Consider the following 19,497-nt stretch of genomic DNA (forward strand, 5'->3'; position numbering starts at 1 on the left):
CGGGCCGTCCCCGTCAATGAGGATCGAGCCTATGGCGCATGGGGGCGGGGCGCTCGGAGGCGGGCAATAGTCGTATCGGGTCGGGCCGTGCGGCTGGTGGGCCGATCGAACGCGGGGCCTTGGATCGTCCGTCCGTTCACCTCGCCGACCTGCGGTCTTCGCGTCGGGATACGGATTTCACCTCTGGGCGCGGAACGTGTAATCTCTTCCTCGTTCGCCCCTATAGCTCAGTCGGTAGAGCGTCTCCATGGTAAGGAGAAGGTCTGCGGTTCGATTCCGCATGGGGGCTCTGGTGAAAAGCAGTCGGCTTCGGTTGTGCTGCGGATCACTGTGGCGGTGTAGCTCAGTTGGTAGAGCAAGCGGCTCATAATCGCTGTGTCACCGGTTCAAGTCCGGTCACCGCTACCCCGCGTAGTCGGTCGGGAGATCGCACTCCCGGTCGGCTACTCTTGTTGTGTTCTTATTCGTTGTCCCAGGAAGGCACTCCCGTGGCTGCCACCGACGTCCGCCCGAAGATCACGCTGGCCTGCGTGGAGTGCAAGGAGCGGAACTACATCACCAAGAAGAACCGGCGTAACGACCCGGACCGTCTTGAGATGAAGAAGCACTGCCCCCGCTGCAACTCGCACACCGCGCACCGCGAGACCCGCTGACCCTCTCGCAGGGCATCGGGCCTGTGTGACAGGTCTTGAGCTCCGGGCCGCATCCCTCAGGGGGTGCGGCCCGGAGTTTTTCGCGTATGCACCCATGCGCGCCCCGCCGGCGGCAACGGCCGCCGGATCCACCGTGCTTCCGAGGAGTTGCCCCATGGCACTCGACCCCTCCTTCATCGGGCGGACCTACCCGCCCACCGAGCCGTACGAGGTCGGCCGGGAGAAGATCCGCGAGTTCGCGATCGCGATCGGGGACACCAATCCGGCGTTCACCGATCCGGCAGTGGCGAAGGCGCTGGGCCACCCCGACGTGATCGCCCCGACGACCTTCCCGTTCGTGATCACCTACCAGGCGGCCTCCCAGGTGGTCGAGGACCCGGAGCTGGGCCTGGACTACAGCCGAGTGGTGCACGGGGACCAGAAGTTCTCCTACTCCCGCCCGGTGCTGGCCGGTGACCGGCTGACGGTCGCGGTCACCATCGACAACATCAAGTCGCTGGCGGGCAACGACGTGCTCACCGTGCGTGGCGAGGTGTCGGACGCGATCGGCGAGCACGTGGTGACGTCGGTCATGACGCTGGTGGCCCGGGCCGCCGACGAGACGGGGAAGTGAACACGATGGCGATCAGCTACGACGAGGTCGAGGTCGGCACCCAGCTGCCGGCGCAGTCCTTCCCCGTGACCCGCGACACCCTGGTGCGGTACGCGGGCGCCTCCGGCGACTTCAACCCGATCCACTGGAACGAGAAGTTCGCCGTGGAGGTCGGCCTGCCGGACGTCATCGCGCACGGAATGTTCACCATGGCTGCGGCCATTCGGGTGGTCACCGACTGGGTCGGCGACCCGGCCGCGGTGGTCGAGTACGGCGTCCGCTTCACCCGCCCCGTCCCGGTGCCGAACGACGGCGTCGGCGCGGTGGTCGAGGTGTCGGCCAAGGTCGCCAAGCTGCTGGACGACCGCAAGGTGCAGGTCGACCTGCTGGCCACCACCGGCGGGCAGAAGGTGCTCGGGATGTCCAGGGCGGTCGTCCGGCTCGCCTGAGGCCCCTCTTTCGGCTGCGGCGGGGCCCGTTCGACGGGATTCCCGCCGCGCCCGTCGGTCTTGCGAAGATAGTGATTGGCCACTAACTTGGCTCTCATGGCGAGGACGAGCATGCGGATGAGCGCGGAGGAGCGGCGCGAGAGTGTCGTTCGCGCCGCGGTGATCGAATTCGCCAGGAGCGGTTACCGGGGGACGTCCACCGAGGCGATCGCCCGCCGGGTGGGTGTCTCGCAGCCGTACCTGTTCCGGCTGTTCCCCGGCAAGCAGGCGATCTTCACGGCCGCCGCCGAGCGCTGCATCGAGGAGACCTGGAAGGTCTTCGACGAGGCCTCGGTCGGGCTGACCGGGCCGGCGGCCGCCCAGGCGATGTCCGAGGCGTACCTGGGCCTGGTCGCGGACAGCGAGCAGCTCATGATGCAGATGCAGCTCTACGTCTCGGTGTTCGCGGCCCGGACGACCGGCGAGGACGAGATCGGGGAGACCGCCCGGAGGCTCTGGGAGGAGCTGTTCGAGCGGGTCAGGAACCGGATCGGCGGTGACGTGCAGGGCGCCGCGGAGTTCTTCGCGTACGGGATGCTGATCAACACGCTGGTGGCGCTGGGGTACCCCCGCGACCACCGGATCTGGAGCGGCCTGGGCTTCGGAGAGCGCGAAGAACACGGCGAGCACGAAGAGCACGGCGAGGGCGGGGAGTAGCGGGCCGCACGGTGGAGTCCGTGCGGCCTTTTTTCGGGCCTCGAAAGTTAGTGATCAATAACTATCTAAGACCCCTGGGGGGAAGTCATGTCGGAGAGAACGGAAGAACAGGGCCTCGGACGGCTCGGTGTCTGGACGCTGGTGATCACCAGCGTCGCGGGCTTCATGGCCAGCTTGGACAACCTGGTCGTCACCACCGCGCTGCCGTCCATCCGCGAGGACCTCGGCGGCGGGCTGTCCGACCTGGAGTGGACGGTCAGCGCCTACACCCTGTCCTTCGCCGTCCTGCTGATGTTCGGCGCCGCGCTCGGCGACCGGTTCGGCCGCCGCCGGATCTTCCTGGTCGGGCTCACGCTCTTCACCGCCGGCTCCGCCGCCGCCGCCCTCTCGCCGGGCATCGGCGCGCTGATCGCCGCCCGCGCCGTCCAGGGCGCCGGCGCCGCGGTCTCCATGCCGCTCACCCTCACCCTGCTCACCGCCGCAGTGCCGGCGGCCAGGCGGGGTCTGGCCTTCGGCATCTGGGCGGGCGTCAACGGCCTGGCCGTCGCCACCGGACCGCTGGTCGGCGGGACGCTCACCGAGCACTTCTCCTGGCAGTGGATCTTCTGGGTGAACGTCCCGGTCGGCCTCGTCCTGATCCCGCTCGCCGCCCTCAAGCTCCGCGAGAGCCGGGGCGCCAACCCGGCGCTGGACGCGGTCGGCACGATCCTGGTCAGCCTGGGCCTGTTCGGCGTCGTCCTCGGCCTGATCCGCGGCAACCCGGACGGCTGGACCAGCCCGCTGGTGCTCGGCTCCCTGATCGGCGGCGTCGCGCTGCTCACCGCCTTCGTGCTGTACGAGCAGCGCTGGGCCGAGCACCCGATGCTCCCGATGCGGCTGTTCCGCAGCCGGGCCTTCTCCGCCGTCAACGCCTCCGGCCTGCTGATGTTCCTCGGGATGTTCGGCTCGATCTTCCTGATCAGCCAGCACCTGCAGAGCGTGGGCGGCTACAGCCCGCAGGAGGCCGGCATCCGGATGCTCCCGTGGACCGGCATGCCGCTGATCGTCGCCCCGATCGCGGGCATCCTGGCCGACCGCTTCGGCGGCCGCCCCATCGTGGTCACCGGGCTGCTGCTGCAGGGCGCCGGCCTGGCGATGTACGCGGCGATCACGGGCAGCAGCACCGGCTACGACTACGCCGCCGAGATCCCCGCCGTGGTGATCTGCGGCATCGGCATGTCGCTGTACTTCGCCCCGACCGCCGCCCTGGTGATGGACAGCGTCCGGCCGGAGGAGCAGGGCATCGCCTCCGGCGCCAACAACGCGCTGCGCGAGGTCGGCGGCGCGCTCGGCGTGGCCGTCCTCTCGGCGGTGTTCTCGGCGCAGGGCGGGTACACGTCGGAGCAGTCCTTCATCGACGGGCTGGTGCCCGCGCTGTACGTCGGCGCCGGGGTGGTGGCGGTCGCGGCGGTCTGCGCGTTCTTCCTGCCGCGCCGGGTGAAGCCCGCGGCCGTCGCCGACGAGCCGGCGGCCGTGGCGTCGGAGCAGGCCGGTGCCGAGCGGGCCGGTGCGGAGCAGACCGGTGCCGAGCGGGCCGAGGACGCGGCGCCCGTCCCCGCCGAGGCCTCGAAGGCCTGACCGGCCGATCCGGGTGCGGGTGCGGGTGCGGGTGCGGCCGGGCGGCCGCCCCCGCACCCGTACGCTGGTGGGCGTGCTGGTAGAAAACGACGCCCTCCTCGCCCCGCTGACCACGCTCCGGCTCGGCGGCCCGGCCCGCCGCCTGGTGACCGCCCACACCGACGACGAGGTGATCGCCGCCGTCCGCGAGGCCGACGAGGCCGGCGAGCCGCTGCTGGTCCTCGGCGGCGGCTCCAACCTGGTGATCGGCGACGCCGGCTTCCCCGGCACCGTGCTGCGGATCGCGACCACCGGCTTCGCCCTGGACGGCACCGTGCTGGAGCTGGCGGCCGGCGAGGTCTGGTCGGAGGCGGTCGCCCGCGCGGTGCGCGAGCACGGCCTGGCGGGCGTCGAGTTCCTGGCCGGCATCCCCGGCTCGGCCGGTGCCACCCCGGTGCAGAACGTCGGCGCGTACGGCCAGGAGGTCGCCCAGTCGATCACCGAGGTGGTCGCCTACGACCGCACGGCCGGCGAGGTGGTCACGCTCCCCAACGCCGAGTGCGCGTTCTCCTACCGGCACAGCCGCTTCAAGGCCGAGCCGGACCGCTACGTGGTGCTGCGGGTCCGGTTCGCCCTGGCCGACCACCAGGGGCTCTCCACCCCGGTCAAGTACGCCGAGGTGGCCAGGCACTTCGGCGTCGAGCAGGGCGAGCGGGTGCCGCTGGAGCGGGCGCACGACGCGGTGCTGGGGCTGCGCTCCGGCAAGGGCATGGTGCTGGACCCGGCGGACCACGACACCTGGTCGGCCGGCTCCTTCTTCACCAACCCGGTGCTCACCGCCGCCCAGTACGAGTCCTTCCGGACCCGCCCGGGCACCGAGAACGCCCCCGCTTACCCGGCGCCGGAGGGCTGCACCAAGACCTCGGCCGCCTGGCTGATCGACCGGGCCGGCTTCGGCAAGGGCTACGGCAGCGGCCCGGCGACGCTCTCCACCAAGCACACCCTGGCGCTCACCAACCGCGGCGCGGCCACCGCCGAGGACCTGCTGGCGCTGGCCCGGGAGATCCGGGACGGCGTCCGCGAGGCCTTCGGGGTCGAGCTGGTGAACGAGCCGGTGATGATCGGCGTCAAGCTCTAGGCCGGTCCACGAGGCACGCCTCAGGTGCCGCTGACCAGCCAGGTGTCGATGTCCGCCAGCAGCTCCTTGCGGACGGCCTCCGGCGCGCGCGAGCCGCGGACGGACTGCCGTGCCAGCTCGGCGAGTTCGGCGTCGTCGAAGCCGAGGACGTCGCGGGCCAGGTCGTACTGGGCGGCCAGCCGGCTGCCGAACAGCAGCGGGTCGTCCGCGCCCAGGGCCAGCGGCACGCCGGCGTCGAACAGCCGCCGCAGCGGGACGTCCTCGGGGCGCTCGTAGACGCCGAGCGAGACGTTCGAGGCCGGGCAGACCTCGCAGGTGATCTGGCGGTCCGCCAGCCGTTCCATCAGCCGGGGGTCCTCGGCGGCGCGGACGCCGTGGCCGATCCGGCCGGCGCCCAGGTCGTCCAGGCAGTCCCGGACGGACTCGGGCCCGGCCAGCTCGCCGCCGTGCGGGGCGGCCAGCAGCCCGCCCTTGCGGGCGATCTCGAAGGCCCGGTCGAAGTCCCGGGCGAGGCCGCGCCGCTCGTCGTTGGAGAGGCCGAAGCCGACCACGCCCTGGTCGGCGTACCGGACGGCGAGCCGGGCCAGCGTCCGGGCGTCCATCGGGGACTTCATCCGGTTCGCCGCGACCAGCACCCGGATGCCCACCCCGGTGGCCGTGGCGGCGTTCTCCACGGCGTCCAGGATCAGCTCCAGCGCGGGGATCAGTCCGCCCAGCCGGGGCGCGTACGAGGTCGGGTCGACCTGGATCTCCAGCCAGCGGGAGCCGTCCCGCCGCTCGTCCTGGGCGGTCTCCAGGACCAGCCGGCGGATGTCCTCCTCGTCCCGCAGCACCGAGCGGGCGGTGTCGTACAGGCGCTGGAAGCGGAACCAGCCGCGTTCGTCGGTGGCCCGCAGTTGCGGCGGCTCGCCGGAGCTGAGCGCCTCCGGCAGTCGGACGCCGTGCTTGTCGGCCAGCTCCAGCAGGGTGGCGGGCCGCATCGAGCCGGTGAAGTGCAGGTGCAGGTGGGCCTTCGGGAGGTCCCTGACGTCTCGCGGATTCAACAGGCGTTCCATTCGCCGATACTGCCGCATCGGACCCCCAAACGGGAACCGCCCTCCTTCCGTCCCCCGAAGGGGTGAAAGAGGGCGGTACCCGACGTGGAGCGCGGGTGTCAGCGGGCGTCAGCGGACGCCGACGGGTGTCAGTCGCGGGCCTCGCCGAGCAGCTTCTGCAGCCGGCCGATGCCCTCGGCCAGGTCGGCGTCGCCGAGCGCGTAGGAGAACCGCAGGTAGCCGGGGGTGCCGAAGGCCTCGCCCGGGACGGCCGCGACCTCGGCCTCGTCCAGGATCAGCGAGGCCAGCTCGCCGGAGCTCTCCGGGCGCCGGCCGCGGATCTCCTTGCCCAGCAGGCCCTTGACGGACGGGTACACGTAGAACGCGCCCTCCGGCTCGGGGCAGTACACGCCCTCGATCTCGTTGAGCATCCGCACGATGGTCTTGCGGCGGCGGTCGAAGGCGGTGCGCATCTCGTGCACGGCGGACAGGTCGCCGCTGACGGCGGCGATCGCGGCGCGCTGGGCGACGTTGGAGACGTTCGAGGTGGCGTGCGACTGCAGGTTGGTCGCGGCCTTGATGACGTCCTTGGGGCCGATCACCCAGCCCACCCGCCAGCCGGTCATCGCGTAGGTCTTGGCGACGCCGTTGACCACGATGCACTTGTCGGCCAGCTCGGGCAGCAGCGCCGGCAGCGAGGTGAAGGAGGCGTCGCCGTACACCAGGTGCTCGTAGATCTCGTCGGTGAGCACCCAGAGGCCGTGCTCCAGCGCCCAGCGGCCGATCGCCTCGGCCTCGGCCTCGGTGTACACCGCGCCGGTCGGGTTGGACGGCGAGACGAAGAGCACCACCTTGGTGTTCTCGGTGCGGGCGGCCTCCAGCTGCTCGACCGAGACCTTGTAACCGGTGGTCTCGTCGGTCACGACCTCCACCGGGACGCCGCCGGCGAGCTGGACCGACTCCGGGTAGGTGGTCCAGTACGGGGCCGGGACGATGACCTCGTCGCCCGGGTCCAGGATCGCGGCGAACGCCTCGTAGATCGCCTGCTTGCCGCCGTTGGTGACCAGCACCTGGGAGGCGTCCACCTCGTAGCCGGAGTCGCGCAGCGTCTTGGCGGCGATCGCGGACTTCAGCTCGGGCAGGCCACCCGCCGGGGTGTAGCGGTGGTTCTTCGGGTCGCGGCAGGCCTCGACGGCCGCCTCGACGATGTAGTCCGGGGTGGGGAAGTCGGGCTCGCCGGCTCCGAAGCCGATCACCGGACGGCCGGCCGCCTTGAGGGCCTTGGCCTTGGCGTCCACGGCGAGGGTCGCGGACTCGGCGATCGCACCGATCCGGGCGGAGACCCGGCGGTCGGCGGGGCGGATGGAACGGTCGGGCTGCGGGGTGGAAGCGCTCATGCCTGCATCGTCGCAGAACCGGGACGGACCGGGCATCGCGGTTTCACCATCCGTACCGGACCGTCCACATGGCGGCGCCCGTCGATCCGTCGGTGATCATGCGGGCATGCCGGACATATGCCGGACAACCGGTGCTCCCGGAAGAAGAGGTTCGACCAAACACCCCTCGACCACGTATGCTCACTGCTCGACGGCCCGCCGAAAAAGAACCGGAGCTCCACCAGCTGTGCAGACAGCCGGGGGAGATGCGGTAGGTTGGTCGCTACGGAGTCGCGAGACCCCGTAGGGCAATAGCTCAATTGGTAGAGCACCGGTCTCCAAAACCGGCGGTTGGGGGTTCAAGTCCCTCTTGCCCTGCTGCTTGATCCGTTTTCAGCCCGTTCGCTCCACAGAGCGAGCGGGCTTGATGCGGAGAGGGCCGAATCAGCACCGCTTGTAGCCGGCCGTTCGTGCCCCATCGGGCGCGAGCCGCTCGGCCGGACCCGGATTCAGGTGAGGACGAGTGACGGAGACCACGGGCTCCACCGCAACGCCTGAGAGCGGCAACCCTGAGGGGGCCGACGGCGCTGCCGAGACCACGCCCGCCGAGGGCGAGGACAAGTCGCTCTCGCGCCGCGAGCGCAAGCGCGCCGCCCGCGCCGGCGACAAGAAGTCCGGCAAGCGCGGCAAGATGGGCCCGTTCGCCCGGATCGGCCTGTTCTACCGCCAGATCATCGCCGAACTGCGCAAGGTCGTCTGGCCCACCCGCAGCGAGCTCACCCAGTACACGACCGTCGTCGTCGTGTTCGTGGTGGTCGTGATGGGCTTCGTGGCCGGCCTCGACTACGGCCTCTCCAAGCTGAGCCTCCTGGTCTTCGGCTGACCTGGCCGTCCCACCTCCGTAGCAGTCTCCCGACCCGGGCCGAATCATCGGCCCGGGTCGCGCTGTCTGCGCCGGACGTACGCGGCCGCTACCGTGGACTCGGTACTGTTGAAGTCTCCGAGTCCTCTCCTGGCGCCCGCGCGAGCGGCAGCCCGCCGGAGCCGGCCCCGGAGCGCGCCACCTTCACCATCTCCAGGAAAGAAGCAGCCACCGTGTCTGAGTCCCCCCTGTACGACGCCGACGAGACCGTCCGCGAGGCGGATGTCGCCGCCGAGCTGGACGCGGCCGAGCTGGCTGACGAAGCCGAGTCCGCCGAGCAGATCGTTGACGCCGTGGACGGCGACGAGGACGAGGTCGAGGCGCAGGACGAGGCCGAGGCCGGCGAGCCCGCCGAGGAGGCGGCGCTGCACGTGGAGGACGACGTGGAGCCCGCCGCCGAGGAGACCGAGGCCGACGCCGACGCCGAGGAGGCCGACGCCGAGGAGGCCGAGGCTGAGGAGGCCGTCGAGGTCGACCCGGTCGCCAAGTTCCGCGAGGACCTGCGCTTCATGCCGGGCGAGTGGTACGTGATCCACACCTACGCCGGCTACGAGAACCGGGTGAAGCAGAACCTGGAGCAGCGCGCCGTCTCGCTGAACGTCGAGGAGTACATCTTCCAGGCCGAGGTGCCGCAGGAGGAGGTCGTCCAGATCAAGAACGGCGACCGCAAGACCATCCGCCAGAACAAGCTCCCCGGCTACGTCCTGGTGCGCATGGACCTCACCCCCGAGTCCTGGGGCGTCGTGCGCAACACCCCCGGTGTCACCGGCTTCGTCGGCAACGCCTACGACCCGTACCCGCTGACCCTGGACGAGGTCGTCAAGATGCTCGCCCCGGACGTCGAGCGCCAGGCGGCCAAGGAGGCCGGCAAGCCCTCGCCGATCAAGCCCAGCGAGATCCAGGTGCTGGACTTCGAGGTCGGCGACTCGGTCACCGTCACCGACGGTCCGTTCGCGACGCTGCAGGCGACCATCAACGAGATCAACCCCGACTCGAAGAAGGTCAAGGGCCTGGTCGAGATCTTCGGCCGGGAGACCCCGGTCGAGCTCTCCTTCGACCAGATCCAGAAGAACTAGTCCCACGGTCTTCGGATCCGGGGCGGGGCCGAGGGCCCTGCCCCGGATCCGTTTTGGTCCAGCGGCGCTAAGGCGTTAGCCTGGTTCGATGTGTGTGTTGGCGGCCGGGTGTCGCCCCGGTTCCGCACACACCAGCACTCACCTCTCGGAAGGACCCGGAGAGACATGCCTCCCAAGAAGAAGAAGGTCACGGGGCTTATCAAGCTCCAGATCAACGCCGGTGCGGCCAACCCGGCGCCGCCGGTCGGCCCCGCGCTGGGCCAGCACGGCGTCAACATCATGGAGTTCTGCAAGGCCTACAACGCTGCGACCGAGTCGCAGCGCGGCATGATCGTGCCGGTGGAGATCACGGTCTACGACGACCGTTCCTTCACCTTCATCACGAAGACGCCGCCGGCCGCGCGCCTCATCCTGAAGGCCGCCGGTGTGGACAAGGGCTCCAGCGAGCCGCACAAGACCAAGGTCGCCAAGCTCACCAGCGCCCAGGTCCGCGACATCGCGACCACCAAGATGCCCGACCTGAACGCCAACGACCTGGACGCGGCGGAGAAGATCATCGCCGGCACCGCCCGGTCGATGGGCATCACCGTCGAGGGCTGACCAGCTCTTTTCGTCCTTGTGGTAGGGCCTGCGCAGGCCCGTGATACCACGACTCCCATCACCATTCAGGAGCAGCAGTGAAGCGCAGCAAGGCTCTGAAGGCCGCGGACGCTCAGGTCGACCGCGACCGCCTCTACGCCCCCCTCGAGGCCATCCGCCTCGCCAAGGCCACCAGCACCACCAAGTTCGACGGCACCGTCGAGGTCGCCATGCGTCTGGGCGTCGACCCGCGCAAGGCCGACCAGATGGTCCGCAGCACCGTGATCCTCCCGCACGGCACCGGTAAGACCGCTCGGGTCCTGGTCTTCGCGACCGGTGACCGTGCCGAGGCCGCGCGTGCTGCGGGCGCCGACATCGTCGGCTCCGACGAGCTGATCGACGAGGTCGCCAAGGGCCGTCTGGACTTCGACGCCGTCGTCGCCACCCCGGACCTCATGGGCAAGGTCGGCCGCCTCGGCCGCGTGCTCGGTCCCCGTGGTCTGATGCCGAACCCGAAGACCGGCACCGTGACCCCGGACGTCGCCAAGGCTGTCAACGACATCAAGGGCGGCAAGATCGAGTTCCGCGTCGACAAGCACTCGAACCTGCACTTCATCATCGGTAAGGCCTCCTTCACCGACGAGCAGCTGGTCGAGAACTACGCCGCCGCGCTGGACGAGGTGCTCCGCGCCAAGCCGTCCGCCGCCAAGGGCCGCTACATCAAGAAGACCGCCATCAGCACCACGATCGGCCCCGGCATCCCCGTGGACCCGAACCGCACCCGCAACCTCTTCGTCGAAGAGGACCCGGCCGCGGTCTGAGCCGATCGGCTCTGAAGCAGTCTGCACAGCGGGCCCGCACCCCCTTCACCGGGGGTGCGGGCCCGCAGTCGTTTCCGGATCGGGACAGGGGTGGATGGGAACGGTTGCCCGAAGCGTCGTACGCTCTGCCGGTCAGATCATGTGCAGAACGTGTGACCGTCGGAGCGTGCCGTGCCGCCCACCCTTCGCCCCGCCGTCGCGGTGGCCACCCTGCTGTTGATCGGTGCCACCACCGGGTGCAGCCTGCTGGCCGCCCCGGGAACCCGCACCCCCGACGGTGACCCCGCGCCCGTACCGCCCCGCCAGGTGGTGCTCGCCGCCGCCCAGGCGCTGGACGACGCCGGCGGCGCCCGGATCGACGTGGTCGAGGAGGGCCCGGCCGGCCGCCGCACCGCGAGCGGCACCCTGACCTGGGGCACCCGGGACGAGGGCGCCCTGACCGTCACCGACGAGCAGGGCACCGGACAACTGACCCTGAGGGACGGCGCACTCGACCTCAGCTACCAGGGCGCCCCGCCCAAGCACGCGGACCGGGACGGCGCCGAGTCGCTCGATCCGCGGGCGACCACCGGCCCCGGCGGCTACGCGGGCGGCTGGATGACCGCCCTGGTCACCAACCCGGGCAGCCGCGCGTACCAGATCGCGCAGACCGGGAAGCTCGGCTCGCTCGGCGGCGAACAGCTGGCCGGGATGACCGTGGCGCACTACCAGGGCACCACGCCGGTGGCCGAATACTTCGGCGCGGACCAGGAGTTGACCCCCGCGCGACTCGCCGCGGTGGTCGACTGGTACCGCCGGCGAGGGGTGTCGGCGATCGGTTACGACGTCTGGGTCGGGCCCGGCGAGCGGCTGCTGAGACTGCGGGAGACGGCCCGGGGGAGCGACGGCACCACGGTGACCACGACGGATGTCTCGACCCCCGGAGAAGGGGACACGCCCCCGGCCGAAACCGGGTGACGGGAGGGGGCCGTCCGGCGCGTGGGGCATCTGGCGATCCGTTAGAGTCCGCGTGGAAGAAGCCGAAAATCGGTTCTTCATCGGATCGTTCGGATCTCACGGGGGACTTCATGCGCGCTGCGCGCCTCGCCTCGACCGTCGTCACCGCGGCCGTGCTGCTCGGTGCCGCCACCGCCTGCGGCAGCAAGGGCGGCGACGCCAAGAGCGGCGACGCGGCGTCGGCCGGAGACCCCAAGGCCGCGCTGGCCGCCTCCGCCCTGGTGATGCAGAAGGCCGGCAACGGCAAGGTCACCATGGTCTCCCCGGACGGCTCGACCCACACCGCGGGCAGCGGCGACGCCGACTGGAAGGACCCGAACCGGACGGCCGTCGACCTGACGGGCGAGGTGGAGACCAAGAAGATCCGGTTCCGGGTGATCGGGACCGACGGCTACCTCGGCGGCGGCGACACCGAGGCCGCCGCCATGGGCGGCAAGCACTGGATCAAGCTGCCCGCCTCGAACGAACTCGGCGACGGCGTCCTGCTGATGAGCCAGCTGCTCAACCCCGTCGCCCAGCTCGGGCTCGCCGCGCAGAGCGGCAAGCCCGCCAAGGTCGGCCAGGAGAGCCTCGACGGCGTCCAGGTCACCCACCTGCGGGTGGTCGAGGAGGCCTCCGCCATGGTGGCCGGCATGCCGGCGCTCACGGCCGACCAGCGCACGGCCGTCCAGAAGTCCCTGGAACAGGACGGCAGGACCCTCACCATCGACCTCTGGCTCAACGGCCGGCAGGAACTCGTCCAGTACCAGGAGTACGGCGACAAGAACGGCGAGCACGACGCCGTCACCGTCAAGTACGCGGACCTCGGCAAGGCCGCGAAGATCGACGCCCCCGCCGCCACCGACCTCGGCAGCGAGACCGACCTCCTCAAACTGCTCGGCTGATCCGCCGAGCCCGCGCACCGGAGCCGACACGGTGGAACTGGCCGAGCTGGCGAAGCTGGGCAAGGGGGGCGCCACCGGCTGATCCGGGGCAGGGTGGCAAGGTGGCCGGAACGAAAGCCGCCGACGCGGCGCCCGGGCGAGAGGGGACCAGACGATGGCGGGACGACGGCGGTTGGCGGCGCTGGCCGCGGTCGTCCTGCTGGCGACCGGGCTGGCGGGATGCAGCGGGGGTGGCGGCACGCCGGCCACGCCCTCCGGCAGCCCGACCCCGACCAGTTCCTCGTCGACCGAGGCGGCCAAGCCCAGCGACCGCTCGCCGCACGGCGTCCTGGTCTCCGCCCAGCTGGCCATGCAGACCGCCCGCCGGGCCAAGGTCAACTACCGGCTGGGAGCGGACGCCGGGGCCGGGCCGCTGTTCTGGCAGCCCAAGACGGCGCTCCAGATCAAGCGCTCCACCCCGGCCGACGCCGAGCAGCTGATCGTCGTGGACACCGTCGCCTACCAGGGCGGCGACGCCGCCACCGCGGCCCGCCAGGGCGGCCGGCACTGGGAGCGCTTCTCCGTCCCGCCGGACCAGGACGGCCACCGGGAGGTCCCGTACGCGGGGCTGATCGACCTGCTGAACCCGGTCGAGGCGCTGGCCGCCGCCACCGCCGACGGGGTGGACCCCCGGTTCGTCGGCGAGGAGAAGTTCGACGACTCGACGGTCGAGCACTACCGGATCACCACCACCGCCGAGCGCTACGCCGCCGCCCAGACCCAGCTGACCCAGGCCCGCCGGGACGGCCTGCGGGCCGCGCTGGCCCCCGGCGGCTCGATCTCGCTCACCGTGGACCTCTGGCTCAACGACAAGGACCAGCTGGTCCGGCTCCAGCGCACCGGCAGCGGTGACAGCGGCCGGGCGGACGACTCGATCCTCTACTCCGACTTCGCCGGCGCCCTGCTCTCGGTGCAGGCCCCGGCCGAGGCGGACACCGTGGACACCGGGCCCCGGACGGTCTCCCCACTGGCCCGCTGAGCCCCGTCCGGCGCGGCCGGCCCGGCGGTGATCGGCCGTTCAGGGGCGATTTGCCCCGGACGGCCGAGTCCGGTTACTGTTACCGAAGCCAAAGACCGCTGGTTGTCACCGTGCTCGCGAGGGATTCGGTGGCCGAAGGATCTGCGCTTCGTCGCAGGCAGCCCGCGCAGGTGTGTCTGGAGCTTCGACTTCCGGGTCCGCGTTCACGCGAACATCCGTTGAGGTCGTTTCGAGCCCCGTGCGCCCTGCGCATCGGGGCTCATCTGCTTTTCCGCAGGCTTTCCTTCCGTCCGGCCGGTTCGAGGCGTGAATGGTCGACTTTCGCGGTCGGCCGGATTTCGACATCACGGAAGGAGGCGTAAGCCTATGGCAAGGCCCGACAAGGCTGCTGCCGTCGCCGAGATCACGGACAAGTTCCGTGGCTCTTCCGCGGCGCTGCTGACCGAGTACCGCGGTCTCTCGGTGAAGCAGGTCAAGACCCTGCGTCGCTCGCTCGGCGAGAACGCCGAGTACGCCGTGGTGAAGAACACGCTGACCAAGATCGCGGCCAACGAGGCCGGGATTTCGGAGCTCGACGACCTGTTCAACGGTCCGACGGCTGTCGCCTTCGTCACCGGTGACCCGGTGGAGTCGGCGAAGGCTCTGCGTGACTTCGCCAAGGAGAACCCCGCTCTCATCATCAAGGGCGGTGTCCTTGACGGTAAGGCGCTGTCCGCCGATGAGATCAAGAAGCTCGCGGACCTCGAGTCCCGCGAGGTGCTGCTCGCCAAGCTGGCGGGTGCCCTGAAGGCCAAGCAGTCCCAGGCTGCCGCGCTCTTCCAGGCCCTGCCGTCGAAGCTCGTCCGCACTGTGGACGCGCTGCGCGACAAGGTCGAGCAGGGCGGTGCCGGTACGCCGGCTCCCGCCGCCGAGGACGCCGCCGCCGAGTAATCGGCAGGCTCACGCCTCGCTGCGGGCCCGTGCCCGCCCCACCCGTACATACGGCATCACCTGCCGATTTAGTGGAAGGACGCCATCATGGCGAAGCTGTCCCAGGACGAGCTGCTCGCGCAGTTCGAGGACCTCACCCTCATCGAGCTCGCTGGCTTCGTGAAGGCCTTCGAGGAGAAGTTCGACGTCACCGCCGCCGCCCCGGTCGCCGTTGCCGCCGCCGGTGGCCCGGCCGCCGTTGAGGCCGTCGAGGAGCAGGACGAGTTCGACGTCATCCTCGATGGTGCCGGCGACAAGAAGATCCAGGTCATCAAGGAGGTGCGCACCCTGACCTCCCTCGGCCTGAAGGAGGCCAAGGACCTCGTTGACACCGCTGGTGCCAAGGTCCTGGAGAAGGTTGCCAAGGACGTTGCCGAGAAGGCCAAGGCCGCCCTCGAGGGTGCCGGCGCCAAGGTCACCGTCAAGTGACTTCTCGCCCCCTCTGAGGGGGCCTGAAGCCGGGCCGATCACCCTTGTGGGTGGTCGGCCCGGCTTTTTCGCGTTTCCGACCCTGAGCGGCCCTGGGCGGCCCCGGGGCCGGTCCGCGGCCGGGACGCGCCGGTGTGGCCGAGAGCCCACTCGGCAGCGTCGGTGCGGACGGGTATGGTGATCACCGTCATCGACTGTGGCCCCCACCACGGCTTCTGTAACGCCGGGGGGCTCCCGGCCGATGGACGGGTCGAGGTCCGCACCGCCTGCGGGCCCTTGACGAACCCGGCGAGGCGCGCGATTCTCAAGGCGCGAGTCCGCCCGGTTGGTTTGCCTCTGGATGCATAACCAGCGGCTCAGGCGGGAAATGACTCCACGTGAGTTATGGGGCCCGGGCAGTGCCCGGGCCGGTGCAGTACCCGGTGGGCGTTCGCGTCCGCCGGCTACCGGGAGGAGTCTCCGATTCGGTTTCCGAATCAGAGCTGGACAGCAGTGTGCCCTTTGGCTACACTGTCCCTTTGCGCTGCCTGTTAGCTGCTCCGTGACTCGTCGCCCGGAGTTTGCGTTGCCCTGAAGGGGTCTGGCATCGCCTCCGCAAAGCGGCTCTGACCTGGGATTTCGATCCCGGCGGAGGCCAGTGGCGAGGGAGGCGGGACCAAGCCCGTGAAGGCCCGGCTGGTACGCGCGTAGTGAGCTCCGAGCCCTCGGAAGGACCCCCCTCTTGGCCGCGCCGCGCAACGCCTCGAACAATTCCGCCGCATCCACCGCCCCGCTCCGCGTCTCCTTCGCGAAGATCAAGGAGCCCCTCGAGGTCCCCAACCTCCTGGCCCTGCAGACCGAGAGCTTTGACTGGCTGCTCGGCAACGCGGCCTGGAAGTCCCGGGTCGAGGCGGCGCTGGAGAACGGTCAGGACGTCCCCACCAAGTCCGGTCTGGAGGAGATCTTCGAGGAGATCTCCCCGATCGAGGACTTCAGTGGGTCGATGTCGCTGACCTTCCGCGACCACCGTTTCGAGCCGCCGAAGAACTCGATTGACGAGTGCAAGGACCGCGACTTCACGTTCGCGGCTCCGCTCTTCGTCACGGCCGAGTTCACCAACAACGAGACCGGTGAGATCAAGTCTCAGACGGTCTTCATGGGCGACTTCCCGCTCATGACCCACAAGGGCACGTTCGTGATCAACGGCACCGAGCGTGTCGTCGTGTCGCAGCTGGTCCGCTCCCCGGGCGTGTACTTCGACTCCACCCTGGACAAGGTGTCCGACAAGGACATCTACTCCTGCAAGGTCATCCCCTCGCGTGGTGCCTGGCTGGAGATGGAGATCGACAAGCGCGACATGGTCGGCGTCCGCATCGACCGCAAGCGCAAGCAGTCCGTCACCGTGCTGCTCAAGGCGCTCGGCTGGACCAACGAGATGATTCTCGAGGAGTTCGGCGAGTACGAGTCCATGCGCAACACCCTGGAGAAGGACCACACCCAGGGCCAGGACGACGCGCTTCTGGACATCTACCGCAAGCTGCGTCCTGGCGAGCCGCCGACGCGCGAGGCCGCGCAGACGCTTCTGGAGAACCTGTACTTCAACCCGAAGCGCTACGACCTCGCCAAGGTGGGCCGCTACAAGGTCAACCGGAAGCTGGGCAACGCCGAGTCGCTGGACTCCGGCGTGCTCACCGAGCCCGACATCATCGGTGCGATCAAGTACCTGGTGAAGCTGCACGCCGGTGAGACCGAGTGGAACGACCAGACCGGTCGCGACATCGTGGTCGAGGTCGACGACATCGACCACTTCGGCAACCGTCGCCTGCGCAACGTCGGCGAGCTCATCCAGAACCAGGTCCGTACGGGTCTCGCCCGTATGGAGCGCGTCGTGCGCGAGCGCATGACCACCCAGGACGTCGAGGCGATCACGCCGCAGACCCTGATCAACATCCGGCCGGTCGTCGCCTCCATCAAGGAGTTCTTCGGCACCAGCCAGCTGTCGCAGTTCATGGACCAGACGAACCCGCTGTCGGGCCTGACCCACAAGCGCCGTCTGTCCGCCCTCGGCCCCGGTGGTCTCTCCCGTGAGCGCGCCGGCTTCGAGGTCCGTGACGTGCACCCCTCGCACTACGGGCGCATGTGTCCGATCGAGACCCCCGAAGGCCCGAACATCGGTCTGATCGGGTCGCTGGCCTCGTACGGCCGGGTCAACGCCTTCGGCTTCATCGAGACCCCGTACCGCAAGGTCATCGAGGGTGTCGTCACGGAGCAGGTCGACTACCTCACGGCCGACGAGGAGGACCGCTACGTCATCGCGCAGGCCAACGCCCCGCTGACGACGGAGCTGACCTTCGCCGAGCCGCGTGTCCTGGTCCGCCGCCGTGGCGGCGAGATCGACTACATCCCGGGCACCGAGATCGACTACATGGACGTCTCGCCGCGCCAGATGGTGTCGGTCGCGACCGCCATGATCCCGTTCCTCGAGCACGACGACGCCAACCGCGCGCTCATGGGCTCGAACATGATGCGCCAGGCGGTGCCGCTGCTGAAGAGCGAGGCTCCGTTGGTCGGTACCGGCATGGAGTACCGCTGCGCCGTCGACGCCGCGGACGTCATCACCGCCGAGAAGGCCGGTGTCGTCCAGGAGGTCTCGGCCGACTACGTCACCGTCGCCAACGACGACGGCACGTACACCACGTACCGCGCCGCCAAGTTCACCCGCTCGAACCAGGGCACCGCCTTCAACCAGAAGGTGCTCGTGGACGAGGGCGCCCGGGTCGAGTCCGGCCAGGTGCTGGCCGACGGCCCGTGCACCGACGAGGGCGAGATGGCCCTCGGCAAGAACCTGCTCGTGGCGTTCATGTCGTGGGAGGGTCACAACTACGAGGACGCGATCATCCTGTCGCAGCGCCTCGTGCAGGACGACGTCCTCTCCTCGATCCACATCGAGGAGCACGAGGTCGACGCCCGTGACACCAAGCTCGGCCCCGAGGAGATCACCCGGGACATCCCGAACGTCTCCGAGGAGGTCCTCGCCGACCTCGACGAGCGCGGCATCATCCGCATCGGCGCCGACGTCGTCACCGGCGACATCCTGGTCGGCAAGGTCACGCCCAAGGGCGAGACCGAGCTGACTCCGGAGGAGCGCCTGCTCCGCGCGATCTTCGGTGAGAAGGCCCGTGAGGTCCGCGACACCTCGCTGAAGGTGCCGCACGGTGAGTCCGGCAAGGTCATCGGCGTCCGCGTCTTCGACCGCGAAGAGGGCGACGAGCTGCCCCCGGGCGTGAACCAGCTGGTCCGCGTCTACGTGGCCCAGAAGCGCAAGATCACCAACGGTGACAAGCTCGCCGGCCGTCACGGCAACAAGGGCGTCATCTCGAAGATCCTGCCGGTCGAGGACATGCCGTTCCTGGAGGACGGCACCCCGGTCGACATCATCCTCAACCCGCTGGGTGTCCCGTCCCGAATGAACCCGGGACAGGTCCTGGAGATCCACCTCGGGTGGCTCGCCAAGCAGGGCTGGGACGTCTCCGGCCTCGCCGACGAGTGGGCCCAGCGCCTCCAGGCGATCGGCGCCGACACCGTCCAGGGCGGCACCAACCTCGCCACCCCGGTCTTCGACGGCGCCCGCGAGGACGAGATCACCGGCCTGCTGGACAACACCACCCTCACCCGTGACGGTGAGCGCCTGGTGAACTCCACCGGCAAGGCCCGGCTGTTCGACGGCCGCTCCGGCGAGCCGTTCCCGATGCCGGTCTCGGTCGGCTACATGTACATCCTCAAGCTGCACCACCTGGTCGACGACAAGCTGCACGCCCGTTCGACCGGTCCGTACTCGATGATCACCCAGCAGCCGCTCGGTGGTAAGGCGCAGTTCGGTGGTCAGCGCTTCGGTGAGATGGAGGTGTGGGCCCTTGAGGCGTACGGCGCTGCTTACGCGCTGCAGGAGCTGCTCACCATCAAGTCCGACGACGTCCTCGGCCGCGTGAAGGTCTACGAGGCCATCGTCAAGGGCGAGAACATCCCCGAGCCCGGCATTCCCGAGTCCTTCAAGGTCCTCATCAAGGAAATGCAGTCGCTCTGCCTCAACGTGGAGGTGCTGTCCTCGGACGGCCAGTCCATCGAGATGCGGGACTCCGACGAGGACGTGTTCCGCGCCGCCGAGGAGCTCGGCATCGACCTGTCCCGGCGCGAGCCCAGCAGCGTCGAAGAGGTCTGACGGAGGTTGGGCCGGCTGCCCGAGCAGCCGGCCCGCCCCCAGGCCCCCCTCAGACCACATGAACGACTCTC

The 19,497-nt window shown here is 69.9% G+C and carries 18 protein-coding genes and 3 tRNA genes; 19 read left to right on the plus strand and 2 right to left on the minus strand.

Annotated elements, in window-relative coordinates; all coding sequences use genetic code 11:
• Positions 1-216: 216 nt before the first annotated feature.
• The 8 genes from OG556_RS20530 to OG556_RS20565 all read left to right on the plus strand — a co-directional run bounded on the left by OG556_RS20530 (position 217) and on the right by OG556_RS20565 (position 5,124).
• Positions 217-289: transfer RNA gene (locus OG556_RS20530), tRNA-Thr, on the plus strand.
• A gap of 43 nt (positions 290-332) precedes the next feature.
• Positions 333-405 (plus strand) — tRNA-Met (locus OG556_RS20535).
• A gap of 83 nt (positions 406-488) precedes the next feature.
• Complete coding sequence (gene rpmG / locus OG556_RS20540) at positions 489-653, plus strand: 50S ribosomal protein L33 (RefSeq protein WP_006604855.1); 165 nt, start codon at positions 489-491, stop codon at positions 651-653.
• 154 nt (positions 654-807) lie between these two features.
• On the plus strand, positions 808-1,266 hold the full coding sequence (locus OG556_RS20545) for a MaoC family dehydratase N-terminal domain-containing protein (protein ID WP_363369376.1): 459 nt from the start codon (positions 808-810) through the stop codon (positions 1,264-1,266).
• Between the two features lie 5 nt (positions 1,267-1,271).
• On the plus strand, positions 1,272-1,694 hold the full coding sequence (locus OG556_RS20550; protein WP_063351327.1) for a MaoC family dehydratase: 423 nt from the start codon (positions 1,272-1,274) through the stop codon (positions 1,692-1,694).
• 96 nt (positions 1,695-1,790) lie between these two features.
• Positions 1,791-2,390, plus strand: a complete 600-nt coding sequence (locus OG556_RS20555; RefSeq protein ID WP_371518391.1) for a TetR/AcrR family transcriptional regulator — start codon at positions 1,791-1,793, stop codon at positions 2,388-2,390.
• 87 nt (positions 2,391-2,477) lie between these two features.
• Positions 2,478-4,007, plus strand: coding sequence for an MFS transporter (locus OG556_RS20560; RefSeq protein WP_371518393.1), 1,530 nt, complete (start codon positions 2,478-2,480; stop codon positions 4,005-4,007).
• Positions 4,008-4,080: 73 nt separating this feature from the next.
• Entirely contained in the window at positions 4,081-5,124 is a 1,044-nt protein-coding gene (locus tag OG556_RS20565; protein ID WP_371518395.1) for a UDP-N-acetylmuramate dehydrogenase, read from the plus strand.
• Positions 5,125-5,144: 20 nt separating this feature from the next.
• Here the strand turns inward: OG556_RS20565 and OG556_RS20570 are convergent, their stop codons facing one another.
• Both OG556_RS20570 and OG556_RS20575 read right to left on the minus strand, forming a co-directional pair.
• Complete coding sequence (locus OG556_RS20570) at positions 5,145-6,179, minus strand: adenosine deaminase (RefSeq protein ID WP_371518397.1); 1,035 nt, start codon at positions 6,177-6,179, stop codon at positions 5,145-5,147.
• Positions 6,180-6,307: 128 nt separating this feature from the next.
• Complete coding sequence (locus OG556_RS20575) at positions 6,308-7,555, minus strand: pyridoxal phosphate-dependent aminotransferase (protein ID WP_371518398.1); 1,248 nt, start codon at positions 7,553-7,555, stop codon at positions 6,308-6,310.
• 284 nt (positions 7,556-7,839) lie between these two features.
• Here OG556_RS20575 and OG556_RS20580 point away from each other — a divergent pair.
• The 11 genes from OG556_RS20580 (at position 7,840) to rpoB (ending at position 19,426) form a co-directional block, all read left to right on the plus strand.
• Positions 7,840-7,912, plus strand: a tRNA-Trp gene (locus OG556_RS20580).
• 145 nt (positions 7,913-8,057) lie between these two features.
• Positions 8,058-8,417, plus strand: a complete 360-nt coding sequence (gene secE / locus OG556_RS20585; protein WP_371518399.1) for a preprotein translocase subunit SecE — start codon at positions 8,058-8,060, stop codon at positions 8,415-8,417.
• A 212-nt stretch (positions 8,418-8,629) separates the two neighbouring features.
• Positions 8,630-9,532 carry a transcription termination/antitermination protein NusG gene (gene nusG / locus OG556_RS20590; RefSeq protein WP_371518400.1) on the plus strand — a complete coding sequence of 301 codons (903 nt, stop codon included), beginning with the start codon at positions 8,630-8,632 and terminating at the stop codon, positions 9,530-9,532.
• Between the two features lie 165 nt (positions 9,533-9,697).
• The gene (gene rplK / locus OG556_RS20595; protein WP_063348931.1) at positions 9,698-10,132 is read left to right on the plus strand and encodes a 50S ribosomal protein L11; all 435 of its coding nucleotides are present in this window, start codon (positions 9,698-9,700) and stop codon (positions 10,130-10,132) included.
• A gap of 77 nt (positions 10,133-10,209) precedes the next feature.
• Entirely contained in the window at positions 10,210-10,932 is a 723-nt protein-coding gene (gene rplA / locus OG556_RS20600) for a 50S ribosomal protein L1 (protein ID WP_363580057.1), read from the plus strand.
• 171 nt (positions 10,933-11,103) lie between these two features.
• Entirely contained in the window at positions 11,104-11,889 is a 786-nt protein-coding gene (locus tag OG556_RS20605; RefSeq protein ID WP_371518401.1) for a hypothetical protein, read from the plus strand.
• A 110-nt stretch (positions 11,890-11,999) separates the two neighbouring features.
• Positions 12,000-12,812 (plus strand): hypothetical protein, encoded by an 813-nt coding sequence (locus OG556_RS20610; RefSeq protein WP_371518402.1) that lies wholly within the window; start codon positions 12,000-12,002, stop codon positions 12,810-12,812.
• Positions 12,813-12,966: 154 nt separating this feature from the next.
• Positions 12,967-13,830: a hypothetical protein gene (locus tag OG556_RS20615; protein WP_371518403.1), complete on the plus strand. Its 864-nt coding sequence runs from the start codon at positions 12,967-12,969 to the stop codon at positions 13,828-13,830.
• 366 nt (positions 13,831-14,196) lie between these two features.
• The gene (gene rplJ / locus OG556_RS20620) at positions 14,197-14,760 is read left to right on the plus strand and encodes a 50S ribosomal protein L10 (protein ID WP_063348937.1); all 564 of its coding nucleotides are present in this window, start codon (positions 14,197-14,199) and stop codon (positions 14,758-14,760) included.
• Positions 14,761-14,844: 84 nt separating this feature from the next.
• Positions 14,845-15,228 (plus strand): 50S ribosomal protein L7/L12, encoded by a 384-nt coding sequence (rplL, locus tag OG556_RS20625; protein ID WP_208869184.1) that lies wholly within the window; start codon positions 14,845-14,847, stop codon positions 15,226-15,228.
• 721 nt (positions 15,229-15,949) lie between these two features.
• Positions 15,950-19,426: a DNA-directed RNA polymerase subunit beta gene (gene rpoB / locus OG556_RS20630; RefSeq protein ID WP_350877059.1), complete on the plus strand. Its 3,477-nt coding sequence runs from the start codon at positions 15,950-15,952 to the stop codon at positions 19,424-19,426.
• Positions 19,427-19,497 lie beyond the last annotated feature (71 nt).

The sequence above is a fragment of the Kitasatospora sp. NBC_01300 genome (assembly GCF_041435235.1).
In the GTDB taxonomy this organism is placed as follows: domain Bacteria; phylum Actinomycetota; class Actinomycetes; order Streptomycetales; family Streptomycetaceae; genus Kitasatospora.

Excerpts from the sequence above, each read along its gene's own strand:
- OG556_RS20610 (WP_371518402.1), top strand. The coding sequence starts at position 12,000 with ATGCGCGCTGCGCGCCTCGCCTCGACCGTCGTCACCGCGGCCGTGCTG.
- rplJ (WP_063348937.1), top strand. The coding sequence starts at position 14,197 with ATGGCAAGGCCCGACAAGGCTGCTGCCGTCGCCGAGATCACGGACAAG.
- OG556_RS20545 (WP_363369376.1), top strand. The coding sequence starts at position 808 with ATGGCACTCGACCCCTCCTTCATCGGGCGGACCTACCCGCCCACCGAG.
- OG556_RS20550 (WP_063351327.1), top strand. The coding sequence starts at position 1,272 with ATGGCGATCAGCTACGACGAGGTCGAGGTCGGCACCCAGCTGCCGGCG.
- OG556_RS20575 (WP_371518398.1), bottom strand. The coding sequence starts at position 7,555 with ATGAGCGCTTCCACCCCGCAGCCCGACCGTTCCATCCGCCCCGCCGAC.
- OG556_RS20570 (WP_371518397.1), bottom strand. The coding sequence starts at position 6,179 with ATGGAACGCCTGTTGAATCCGCGAGACGTCAGGGACCTCCCGAAGGCC.
- OG556_RS20560 (WP_371518393.1), top strand. The coding sequence starts at position 2,478 with ATGTCGGAGAGAACGGAAGAACAGGGCCTCGGACGGCTCGGTGTCTGG.
- OG556_RS20555 (WP_371518391.1), top strand. The coding sequence starts at position 1,791 with ATGGCGAGGACGAGCATGCGGATGAGCGCGGAGGAGCGGCGCGAGAGT.
- rplK (WP_063348931.1), top strand. The coding sequence starts at position 9,698 with ATGCCTCCCAAGAAGAAGAAGGTCACGGGGCTTATCAAGCTCCAGATC.
- OG556_RS20615 (WP_371518403.1), top strand. The coding sequence starts at position 12,967 with ATGGCGGGACGACGGCGGTTGGCGGCGCTGGCCGCGGTCGTCCTGCTG.